The 11,269-nt window shown below is 65.9% G+C and carries 8 protein-coding genes and 1 pseudogene; 4 read left to right on the top strand and 5 right to left on the bottom strand.

Going from position 1 to position 11,269, the window contains the following annotated elements:
• From ABWP09_RS03635 to ABWP09_RS03615, 5 genes are all read right to left on the bottom strand, one after another.
• Positions 1 to 2,057: TonB-dependent receptor (locus ABWP09_RS03635; protein ID WP_502959753.1), on the bottom strand; the 2,057-nt coding region annotated here is incomplete at its 3' end.
• A gap of 171 nt (positions 2,058 to 2,228) precedes the next feature.
• Complete coding sequence (locus ABWP09_RS03630) at positions 2,229 to 2,957, bottom strand: phosphatase PAP2 family protein (RefSeq protein WP_353203800.1); 729 nt, start codon at positions 2,955 to 2,957, stop codon at positions 2,229 to 2,231.
• A 45-nt stretch (positions 2,958 to 3,002) separates the two neighbouring features.
• Positions 3,003 to 4,421 (bottom strand): TolC family protein, encoded by a 1,419-nt coding sequence (locus tag ABWP09_RS03625; protein WP_353203799.1) that lies wholly within the window; start codon positions 4,419 to 4,421, stop codon positions 3,003 to 3,005.
• Complete coding sequence (locus ABWP09_RS03620) at positions 4,418 to 5,497, bottom strand: efflux RND transporter periplasmic adaptor subunit (protein WP_353203798.1); 1,080 nt, start codon at positions 5,495 to 5,497, stop codon at positions 4,418 to 4,420. The genes ABWP09_RS03625 and ABWP09_RS03620 overlap by 4 nt, the downstream gene beginning before the upstream one ends.
• Positions 5,481 to 7,178 (bottom strand): ATP-binding cassette domain-containing protein, encoded by a 1,698-nt coding sequence (locus ABWP09_RS03615; RefSeq protein WP_502959752.1) that lies wholly within the window; start codon positions 7,176 to 7,178, stop codon positions 5,481 to 5,483. The genes ABWP09_RS03620 and ABWP09_RS03615 overlap by 17 nt, the downstream gene beginning before the upstream one ends.
• 329 nt (positions 7,179 to 7,507) lie before the next feature.
• On the opposite strand from ABWP09_RS03615, the gene ABWP09_RS03610 reads away from it, so the two are divergent.
• The 4 genes and pseudogenes from ABWP09_RS03610 to ABWP09_RS03595 all read left to right on the top strand — a co-directional run bounded on the left by ABWP09_RS03610 (position 7,508) and on the right by ABWP09_RS03595 (position 10,952).
• A complete protein-coding gene (locus tag ABWP09_RS03610; RefSeq protein WP_353203797.1) occupies positions 7,508 to 7,696 on the top strand; it encodes a hypothetical protein in 189 nt (62 codons plus the stop codon).
• A 137-nt stretch (positions 7,697 to 7,833) separates the two neighbouring features.
• Complete coding sequence (locus ABWP09_RS03605) at positions 7,834 to 8,544, top strand: response regulator (RefSeq protein ID WP_353203796.1); 711 nt, start codon at positions 7,834 to 7,836, stop codon at positions 8,542 to 8,544.
• 8 nt (positions 8,545 to 8,552) lie between these two features.
• Positions 8,553 to 9,899, top strand: coding sequence for an ATP-binding protein (locus ABWP09_RS03600; RefSeq protein WP_353203795.1), 1,347 nt, complete (start codon positions 8,553 to 8,555; stop codon positions 9,897 to 9,899).
• Positions 9,900 to 10,098: 199 nt separating this feature from the next.
• A pseudogene (locus tag ABWP09_RS03595) lies at positions 10,099 to 10,952 on the top strand (TorF family putative porin).
• Positions 10,953 to 11,269 lie beyond the last annotated feature (317 nt).

Below are 11,269 nucleotides of genomic sequence, written 5' to 3'. Positions count from 1 at the left end.
GCGAAATCCTTGAGGAAGCTCGCCGCGCGGCGCGCATCGACGTCGAACAGATTGTTCGCACTGAGCGTCAGCGACAGCTTGCGGTTGGCCGGGAACGGCGTGATCGCGAACGAGGCATTGACCATCGTATAGCCAGCGGTCGGCGTCTCGAACGCGCGAATCCGGTTCTGATCGAACACATGCTCGACCTCGACGCGGCCGGTCAGCGCGTCCGATTGCGCCTCCACGCCACCGAGCACACGCGCCGCCGGAATGCGCGGGACCGGTCCCTGATCGCGGATCGTCGCACGGACATAATCGCCCAGCGCGTCGGCGTTGATCGTATACCCCCCGACCCGGCCCAGCACGACAGATCCCTCGGCCTCGACGCCATAATAGGTTGCATCGGCCTGAATCGACTGGAAGCACGGGAAGTCGACCGTTCGCCCGCTCGGTGCGGCGGCAGCCTGGCAAATCGTCTGATCGACCTGATTTTCCGAAATATAGTTGGAGAAGCGGCTGTAATAGGCCGACGCATCGAAACTGTAGCCCGTACCGTGCGCGTGAAGCGTCAGCTCACCGCCGTTGCTTTTTTCCAGCCGAAAGTTCGGATTGCCCAGCTCATAGGCTTGCGTCCCCGCATGTGCACCGTTGGCAAACAGTTCCTCGGCCGATGGTGCGCGTTCGGTATGCGAGAGGTTGAACCCGATGCGGACCGCATCGCTCACGCCGTAAGATCCGCCGACCGAACCCGAAACCGCGCCGAAATGCCGCTGTGCACCAGAAAACCGCAGGTCACCCGCCACGGTGCGCGCGGCGACGTCAGTGAGTTCGTAGCGCACGCCCGCTTCGGCCTTGAACGCGCCAAGATCGAGCTGCTGCAGCGTGAAGAGGCCGGTCTGGTTGGTTTCGTTCTTGGGCAGAAACGCCTCGTCGCCCTTCACGTCGAACACGCGGTTGAAGAACTGCACGCCCGAGGCACCCTGCCAGCCGCCACGCTTGGCCTGGACGAGTTCGAGCCGGCCTTCGGTGCCATTGTTGAAGAATGCCGTACCGATCGCGCCGTCGGGCGCGAGTTCGAAATGGCGATAGGTGGCATGGCCCGCGCGGAGCCGGATGCGATCGAGGAAGCCGCCGCCGGTCTGCACCTCGGCCCGCAGATCGTAGCGATTCTGCACGATGCTAAGCCGCGGTGCATCCTGCCCTTCGCCGGGCAGCGTCGCGTAGCGGATCGGCACGCCGTACAGACTGTCATAATGGCTGTACGACACGCCGAGCGAACCGGTATCGGTGATCAGCGCCGCCCCCACCCCGGCGGTCCAGGTCTGCGCGGCGGTATTGGGCAGCGTGCCGCGCACCGCAGCGCTGGCGGCATAATCGATCGGATCGGGGTTGGCAGGGTCGATCGGGAGCAAGCTCGTCGCGAGCGCCTCGCGCCGCCGCCGATCGGTCAGCGCATAGCCGCCAATCCGCAAATCGTCCGACTTCGTATAAGAACCGTCGGCGTGAACGACGAAATGCTGCCCCAGCGCGACGTCGCCGGCGGCACCAACCGTCCGCTCGTTCGCCGCTGATCCGTACGTCGCGATGCCCGACAGACGATAGCCCGCCTTTGGCACCGAACGCGGGATGCGCGTGTCGATCACATTGACGACCCCGCCGACCGCCGACGAACCGTAGAGCAAGGCTGCCGGACCGCGCAGCACTTCGATCCGCTCAGCCAATAGCGGATCGATGATGACGGCATGATCGACGCTGGTGTTCGACACGTCGATCGACCCGATCCCGTCGGTCAGCACGCGAATCCGCTCGCCCTGGAAACCGCGCAGCACCGGACGCGACGCACTTGGCCCAAACGAGGTTGCCGAAACGCCCGGCAGCTTGGCCAACGTCTCGCCGATCGTCGGCCGCAGGCTCCGCGTCAGCTCGGCACCGCGCAACACCGATGTGCCCGAAAGCACATCGGTTTCACTCTTTGGCACGACCCCGGTAACGACAATATCGGGTCCCTGGTCGGTCGCCGAGACTTGGCTCGGCGGCGCCGTCTGGGCGGCCGCGGGCACAGCGAGCACGAGCATCGGTGTTGCGAACAACAAGGATTTTGGCGTCATGAGGAGGCTTTCAAAAACTGTGCTGCACTGCAATAGTTGTTATGAGATACTGTAACAAGACCGTTTCGTCGTCTCCCGGAAACGATTCGGCGTGTCGATTGTGCGGTGGTCGCACCAACCTTGCGGGGGGATGAACGGCTATTCGGGCCGGGTCGGCGTCGCCCCCGCCACGCGCAGCCGGATCGCGGCACCGAGCGCCCACCACGCCACTGCCCAGAACGACCCGAAGATCCAGCCCGCGAGCACATCGCTCGGCCAATGCACGCCGAGATAGACCCGGCTGATGCCGATCACGCTGACCAGCAGCATCGTCGCGGCGAGAATGTAGCGCCGAACGCCACGCCCCGCGGTGATCTGAAGCAGCAGCAAGGCGAGCGTCAGATACACGCACGCGCTGTTTGCGGCATGCCCGCTCGGGAAGCTCGCGTCATAGACCTGCACGAGATGATCGGTCACGTCTGGCCGCACGCGCCCGACCAGCCCCTTGACGAGCGTCACCACCGCCGACCCGCTGATCGTCCCCGCCAGCACCAGCGCGAGCGTCAGCCAGTGGCGCGATGCGATCAAGAATCCCGCGACCAATGCCGTCACCAGCACCAGCACCGTCACCCCGCCGAGCGCGGTGACATCGAGCATCGCTTGCGTCAGCCATAACGGCCCCGGCGGCACGCCATGCGCCACCCCGCCGCGCAGCCACAACAGGATCGCGCGGTCGACCGGGAAGCGCATCTCGCCTTCGCCAATCTCTCCGACTGCCCAGCCGAGCAGCCACAGCGCGCCGCCCGCGAGCGCGGTCGCGATCACCGCAACGATCGCCCAGGGCGGATGGCGGAGCGCGTTAGGGGTGGCGGAGGCGGGTCGTGGCACGCGTCTGCGTTGGGCGATCGCGCGCCGCAGCGCAATCGCGGATGATCAGCGCGTCAGCCCCAATGCCGCGCGATCGGCGGTGGCGGCGGCGAGTTCGGCGCGCGTCGAGGCGATCCGCGCTTGCGCATCGATCAGGCGGATCCGCGCATCGTTGGCGGTTTCCTCGCGTTGGTTGACCAGGAAGAAATCGCCCGAGCCGAGTTCGAACCGCCGGCGTTCGGCCGCCGCGAGCCGTTCGGCCAGACTGCGCTCGGTCTCGGCCACACTCGCCAGGCGCTCGGCACCGTCGGCGGCGATCACGATCGCTTCGACTTCGACAACGATCTGGTCGCGCAGGAAGCGCCCGCGCTGATCGAGCGCATCGATTTCGGCGCGCGCCTCGGCGACGCGCCCCTTAGCCGCGCGATTTTGCAACGGCACGCTGAAACGAAAGCCGACGATCGCCTCCAGCGGCGTCCGGCTCGACCCGCCAAGCCCCGTGTCGCCGAGATCCTTGCCAAGCTCGCCGCGCAGGTCGAGCCGCGGCTTCAAGTCGTTCTCCGCAAGCAGCAGCCGCGCTGTCGCCTGATCGATCCGCGTCAGGATCGCGCGATAATCGAAACGCTCGGTGGCGGGCACGATACTCGGCGCGCGGGCGATCCCGGCCAGTGCCGAAGCGTCGGGCGGAAGCCGATCGGCCGAAACGATCAGCGGCGCGCCCGCTTCGTCGCGCAAATAGAGCGACAACGCATTGGCGGCACCGGCCAAATCCTGTTCCGCGCGCAGCACCAGCCCGCGCCGCCGCACCAGATTCTGGTCGTTCTCGGTCAGCAGGATTTCGGGCCGCGCGCCGAGCGTCACCAGCCGCGCGATCGCGCTGCGGCGGCGCTCGGCCAGCGACAGCAAGTCGCGATACGCGCGCAGCCTGAGGCCGGCCGCGACCCAGTTCTGATAGCTGTCGACCGCGCGGCGCTGCACCCCGATCGCGGCCATCTCGGCTTCGAACCGCGCGACGTCGATATCGGTCGCGGCAATCGCGCGGCGCGTGCGGCGTTCGTCGACCACGCGGTCGCGCAGCAGCGCGAACAGCGCCCCGACCTTCGCCTCGCCCAGCCGGTTGGTATAGGCCTGATCCTCATAGATCGGGAACGACCCGCGCGACGCGCGAACGCCGCCATAGACATAGCCGCCATTGGTGGTGAGCGGCCGCGTCGCCCGGCCTTCGACGATCGTCCCGTCATAATAGCCCGCCACGCGCGATCGGCCATCGACATCGAAGACGGTATCGAACGCGCCTTCGGCGGACAGCGCGCGGCCCTCGGTTTGGCGGACCCGCGCCAGCGCCTCGATGATTTGCGGGGCAGAACGCGCCGACGAGCGCAGCACGTCGTCAAGCGTCAGCGGCGCACCTTGCGCCAGCGCCATGCCGGGACACAGCGCGAGCAGGAAGGGGGCAAGCAGCCGCAGGAAAGCAAAGCGGATCATTTCTTGGCCGAATCGTCCGCGTCGATCTTCGCGTTCGGCGCCTTCGCCTTGCCCTTGATCTCGACCGTCGGGCGCCGCCCGAATTCGAGCGGGAAATCGTTGAGCTGGCGCCACAGTTCGTATCCGATCAGCACCGTCTCACCCTGCACCCAGCCGCGCACCTTGCCACCGGGGCGGACATCGTCGTTGCTCGGCCACGCCGGCTTGCCGGGTTGCGGCTCGACCAGAATGCGGAACAGGCCATCGGGCGCGGCATTGGGATCGATCGAGCGCACTTGCCCGTCGAACAGGCCTTGCGCGACCGAAGGCCAGCCGCTGAACTGAATTGCGGGCCAGCCTTCGAACTGCAACCGGACGTGGCGGCCCGTGCGAACCAGCGGCACGTCGCGGCCGTCGATATAGAGTTCGACCGCACGCTCGACGCGTTCGGGCGCGACCACCGCCAGCACGGTTCCCGCCGACACCATCGCACTCCCACTCGCCGCATTAAGCTGTTGCAGGCGGCCGTCGCGCGGCGCGCGCACCACCTGTGCCGACTGGCGGTTGAGCGCGATGTCGATCCGGTTGAGCTTGGCGCGCGATTCGGCGAGCTTGGCCCCGGTGTCGGCAACCTTGATTTGCGTCTGTTCGTAATCGCGCCGCGAGCCGAGCCCTTCGGCGAGCAATTGCCGGGTGCGCGCGACATCGATCCCGGCGACCGCGCGGCTCTGTTCGACCGACGCGATCTCGGCTTGCACTTGCGCGCGCTCGGCGGCGAGGCGCGACAGCAAATCGGGATCGAGATCGACCACGCGCGCGATCGGATCGCCGCGCGCGACGTGCTGTCCATCCTGCACATACCAGCGATCGACGCGCCCCGGCACCAGCGCGGTCACTTGCTGCTGGCGCTCATCGGGGTCGAGCGCAACGACTTGGCCTGCACCATCTGCGGTCTGCAACCACGGCACCAGCGCCATGATCGCCACCGCGATCGCGATGCCGGTTGTCACCATCCACGCAACCACCACCGCAAAGCGGGGCGCGCGCATCCCCGCCAGCGTCTTGAAATGCGCTAGTCGCTCAGCCTTGTACGGCATCCCGCACCCCCTGCTGCTGCGCGGCGATCAGTTCCTCGCGCGTGGCGAAGCGGCGCTGCCGGTGCGGCTCAAGATAGAACCACCCGTCCAGCGTGATATCCTCCGGTCGACCGGTCGAGAGCAAAACGGTTGTCCCGGCCGCTCGCAGCCGGGCGAGCACGCTGGTCAGGCGTTCGACTGGCAACAGATCGTAAAGCTGCGACAACATCAACACGTGCGGGCGCACCAGCAGCGCATTGGCAAGCTTGAGCGCCATCAATTCGCCAATCGACAGCGGATAGCCCGAGGCGGCGAGCACGGTATCGAGCCCGTGCGGCAGCCGCGCGACGCGATCGCGCAGACCGACTGCCTCCAACGCTTCGAGCATCGCGCTCGAGCTTGAGCGCGCATCCTCCGACGCCAGCGAGAGATATTCGCGAATCTTGACCTCGACGATCGACGGCCGTTCGAGCACCATCACTTCGGAGCGCAGCAAATACATATCGAACGAGGCGATGTCGGCGCCGCCAACGGTGACCAGCCCGCGTTCGGGAACGATGTGGCGCGTCAGCACCATCGCCAGCAGCCGTTCCGCGCCGTCATCGGTCAGCGTGACCAATTGTTCCCCCGCCGCCAGCGCGAAATCGAAGCGGGCGCCGTCCATCACCACGCCGTCGAGCCGCACCGCGCCATCGACCGGTGCCCGGCCCGCCACGGTGACGGCGGGCTCCTGCGGAATCGCGAAGAGCAGCGACAATTCCTCCGAACTCGCGATGAGATCGTACAGCGAATCGAGATACCAGCCGAGCTGCGCAATGCCGTAAAAAACGCCGCTGAGGATCAGCTCGGCCGCGACCAATTGCCCGATCGACAATTCGCCCGCCAGGATCAGATTGCCGCCAAGCGCGAGCAGGGCCGCGTTCGCCAGCGCAAAGAGCAGCAAGAAGGCGACCGTCTGGGTAAAGCTGTAGCGGAAATAATGCCGATGCCGCCCGACATAGGCGGCGGTCACCGCCTCCGATCGATCCATCGCAAAATCGAGATGGCGGCTGGATTTGTAAAAGCCGTTCGATCCGCCGACGCTTTCGAGCCAGCGCGCGGCATCATGCTTGGCATGGCTGAGCGCGACCGCCGAGCCGATCGAGCCCCGCGACCAGATCAGCCAGATCGCCAGGATGACGAGCACCAGCAGCGCGTTGAAGCCGAGGAAGAACGGGTGGTAAAAGCTCGTCACCGCAAGCCCGACTGCCGATTGCAGGATGATCGTAAAGCCGCCGATGACCAGGCTCGGCACCGCCTTTTGCACCACCACCAGATCGAAATAGCGGTTGAACAGGTCCCCGCGATTCTGATCCGAGAAAAACGGATTCTGCGCGTGAACGGCCCGAATGGTGATTTCGGCAACGATGCGGGCGAACAAGCGGCGCTCGAACAGCGCCATCATCCACACGCGCAGCGCGCTGAGCGCCGCGACCAGCAGCAACAATCCGAGCAACAGCCCCGCCAACGTCCATAACGGTGCGGGCAAGGCGGTATTGGCAACGCTGTTGATCAGCAATTGCACCGAAATCGGGGTAGCGAGCGACAGCAGGCTGATCGCCACGCCGTACAGCATCGCCAAGCGAACATACGGCATGTCGGGGCCGACGATTTCCGCCAGCCACCGCATCGCGATGCGCCACCCTACGCGTTCGGCCACCACCAGATCCTCGCCAGACTTCAAGAATGATTGAATTTCAGGCGCGGCGCAGGTCGGTCTGTCGGCGCAACGCGCGAAGACCGACCCCTGCCGCGCTGGACTGCTTGTTGCATGGCGGGCGTACTTTATGAATCATTTTTTCTACGGATCGCTTTCTCGTCATTAAGCCGCTGCGCGGTCTTGCCCTCCGCGCACCCGCCCGTGACCCATCCCCGAGCTTAGTTCAGGCCGACCGCAGGCGGGGCGGCGCGCGCGGGCACGGGCACGGGCACGGGCACGGCGCGGGCGACCTCGACAGTGCCACTACGCTTGCAATGTCGGATCGCGGGTTGATGCCCATTCCTTCCGGCGGCGGTGTGGACATGCTGCACCGAACAGGCGGCCTTCAGCGCAGCGGTGTACTGCTGCGGCGAATGCGCCCGCCCGCCAGGATGCGCTGGCATTGCCACAAGGGCGAGGGCGGCGACCGCAATGAAACGGACCACGACGATAAATCCTTTGAAGATGAACGGACCATTTAAATAAGTCGCCGATCTTGCTGTCATTTCGCGCCGACGTAACAAAATGTTGCTCGCGCCCGATCGGGAAGCCGCGCATTGACCGTTCCGGCCGTGGTGCTTACCTCCCATTTCGCATGCAGACCCCAGAACCCGCCACCATGATGCCAACCATCGTCCTCGTCGAGGACGATCCGCCGCTGCGGACGCTGACCACCCGCGCCTTGCAGGAAAACGGCTTCACCGTGCGCCCGGTTGGCACCGCCCCCGAAATGTGGCTGGCGCTCGGGCAGGGCCCGGTCGACCTCGTGCTGCTCGATATCATGCTGCCCGGGACCAATGGCATCGATCTGTGCCGTGCGATCCGGCAGAAGAGCGACGTCCCGATCATCTTCGTATCGGCCAAGGGATCGGAAACCGACCGCGTCGTCGGGCTGGAACTGGGGGCCGACGATTATATCGCCAAGCCGTTCGGTACGCGCGAATTGCTGGCGCGGGTCCGCGCGGTTCTGCGGCGCGGTGGCGCGGAGCGACAGGCGGCGGAACAGCGCGCCACCGGCATTTTGACGTTCGACGGCTGGGCGCTCAATTTGCCGCGCCGCGAATTGCTGTCGCCGACCGGCGGCCTCGTTGATCTCACCGGAGCCGAGTTCGATCTGCTCGTGACCTTGTGCGATCATAGCGGGCGCGTGATCGCGCGCGAGCGGCTGATCGAGCTGTCGCGGTCGCGACTCGGCGACAGTTCGGATCGCAGCATCGATGTGCTGATCAGTCGTTTGCGCCGCAAATTGTCGAGCGCCGGGGCCGATGCCCCGATCGCGACGGTGCGCGGCATCGGCTATATGTTCACCGCCCCCGTAACGCGCGACTGAGCGCCCGTTTGAACGCGGGTCTTTTCCGGCGGCTGCATGGCTCGGCTGGCCTGATCGGCCAGGTTTTTGCCATTCTGCTGTTGGCGATGGTGCTCGAATTCGGCGTTTCGGCGCTGCTGTATGAGCGGGCCAGCCAATTCTCGGTGCGCGATGACGAGGCGCGGCGGCTGGCCGAACATGTGCTGATCGCGCGCAAGCTGGTCGATGAGAAGCCGCCGTCGGCGCGTCCGGCCGTGGCGCGCGACTTGACCACCAGTCGCTATGAAATCCGCTGGAGCACGGTGCCGCCACCGCCGCCGCCGGTGCCAGCCGATCTCGACGCCATGTATCGCCAGATCGTCGGTTGGGAGCCCGATCTGGCGCGCGCCGGGCTGCGGCTCAGCTTGCCATCGCCGGGCCGCCGCGCGGTGACGGCTGGAGGGGTGCTGCTTTCAGACGGGACGTGGTTGCATTTCCGGACGCGCCAGGCGATCCATCTGCCCGATCAGGTCATCGACCGCGTCGTTCTGGCGATGGTCCCCGCCGCCGTATTGATTTTGATGGGCGGGTTACTGGTGCGGCGCACGCTGCTGCCGCTGCGCCGTCTTGCGCTGGCCGCCGACCGTGTCGGCAGCGGCAGCGATCGCGACGAAGCGGTCCCCGAAATCGGACCGAGCGAAGTGCGCCGGGTGACGCGTGCCTTTAACCGCATGCATGCGCGGATCTATCAGCTGATCGCGGATCGCACGCAGGCGCTGGCGGCGGTCGGCCATGATCTGCGCACGCCGCTGGCGCGGCTGCGGCTGCGCGCGGATCGCATCAGCGATGCCGGTATTCGCGCCTCGATCGAGGCCGATGTCGAAGAAATGTCGGCAATGGTCACCTCGCTGCTCGCCTATCTTGGCGGCGAGGACGAGGTCGAGCCGCTGGCGATGACCGATCTTGCGGTGTTGTGCGCGACGCTATGCGACGACATTGCCGATCGCGGGCACGAGGGCGCGTACGATGGTCCAGCGCATCTCGAAATGCCGCTGCGTCGCATCACGATCAAGCGCGCGCTGGTGAACCTTGTCGAGAACGCGCTGCACTATGGCGACCGCGTGTTCCTGTCCCTGGCGCAAGAGCCGGGTCGCATCGTGCTGCGCGTGGAAGACGATGGACCCGGCATTCCCGAGGGATCCTTGGTCCGCGTGCTCGATCCCTTTGTCAGGCTCGACGCGGCGCGCGGGCGCGACACTATTGGTCTTGGGCTTGGTCTGGCGATCGTTGCCAAGGGCGTGGCGGACCATGATGGCGTCCTGACCCTGACGAACCGCCCGCACGGCGGGCTGTGTGCGCAAATCGTTCTGCCCCTCCAGGCGATCGAACCCGCCTGACGCCCGCGCAGCGGAGCGATTGCCGTGCAGCAACATTTCGTCACGACCTGGCAAGAATCCGGCAAGCCGCCGCGGATATTTCTCAAGCGTCCGGCCGATCGCCGTCCCCCCGTCGTCATTGTGGAGATGCGCGGGCGGGGAGAGGCGACTACGGTTCGGACAGCAGGCGGGAACCTAACCAAAGATATTTGGAGGTCCCATGAAGTTCTACATCGCCACTGCCGCCGCCTGCCTCGTGCTGTCCGCCGCCCCCGCTTTCGCCGAGGACACCGCCCCCCGCCGCCCTTCACCGTGTCCGGATCGGTCGCATTGGTGTCGGACTATCGCTTTCGCGGCGTCTCGCAAAGCGACGAAGAAGCTGCGATTCAGGGGGGCATCACGATCACGCACGAAAGCGGTTTCTACGCCGGCACCTGGGCGTCGAACCTGGCAGGTTGGGGTCAGTTCGGCGGGGCCAATATGGAGCTCGATCTGATCGGCGGGTATAAACGGAGCCTGGGTAGCGGCACCGCGATCGACGTTGGGGTCACGTGGTATATGTATCCCGGCGGCTCGGACATCACCGACTTTGGCGAGGGCTATGTCAAGCTGTCGGGCACGCTTGGCCCGGTCACTGCGCTCGCCGGGGTCGCTTATGCCCCGAAGCAGCAGGCGCTCGGCAACTGGTCGTTCACTGGCGCCAATTCCCAGGCCGTGGCGGCGGGCGGTGCTTATAATCGTCCCGGTGCCAAGGATGACAATCTGTACCTGTGGGGCGATGCCAGTATCGGCATTCCCAAGACGCCTGTCACCGTGAAAGGCCATGTCGGCTATTCGGACGGTAACCCCGGTCTCGGGCCGAACGGCACCAGCGTCACCCCGACCGGCTCCTATGTCGACTATCTGGTCGGCGTGGACGTGACCTTCAAACCGGTCACGCTTGGCATCGCCTATACCGGGACCGACATCACGCGGGCGAAATCGGCCTATCTCTTGCCGAACTTCTCCTCGACCAAGGACGGGTCTTCGATCGCCGCCGGCCAAGTGGTCTTTTCGATCTCGGCCGCCTTCTGAAGCCGGCGACCAGACGCACGGCGGCACCGTGTACCCCCAGCCAAGTTTGGGCCGTGCGTCGTCTCGGATACGCATTTTCCCCACCTGGGCCAAAAATCGCCGACTAGCTAAGTGTCTACCGGGCCATAAGATTTCCGGCTAACGCTGGACCGTCGTGATCGCACAGGGTCGGCCGCTCCGTCGAGCAATGCGCGCATCTCGGACAACCAGCCGACCCGAAGCCGGTCTCGAAAGTCGAAGTTGGTTCACATGCCGGCCGTCCACGGCCCCAGCTTCGGCAGCGGCTGCATGCTGCGCTGATAGGCGAATACCATCTC

The organism is Sphingomonas sp., assembly GCF_040398505.1.
Taxonomy (GTDB): Bacteria; Pseudomonadota; Alphaproteobacteria; order Sphingomonadales; family Sphingomonadaceae; genus Sphingomonas.
Note: the sequence above shows the minus strand (reverse complement) of the source record. Positions and strands in the feature narration are given on the sequence as shown.

Coding starts and splice junctions, on each gene's coding strand:
- ABWP09_RS03605 (WP_353203796.1), top strand. CDS start 7,834: ATGATGCCAACCATCGTCCTCGTCGAGGACGATCCGCCGCTGCGGACG.
- ABWP09_RS03620 (WP_353203798.1), bottom strand. CDS start 5,497: ATGCCGTACAAGGCTGAGCGACTAGCGCATTTCAAGACGCTGGCGGGG.
- ABWP09_RS03625 (WP_353203799.1), bottom strand. CDS start 4,421: ATGATCCGCTTTGCTTTCCTGCGGCTGCTTGCCCCCTTCCTGCTCGCG.
- ABWP09_RS03610 (WP_353203797.1), top strand. CDS start 7,508: ATGCCCATTCCTTCCGGCGGCGGTGTGGACATGCTGCACCGAACAGGC.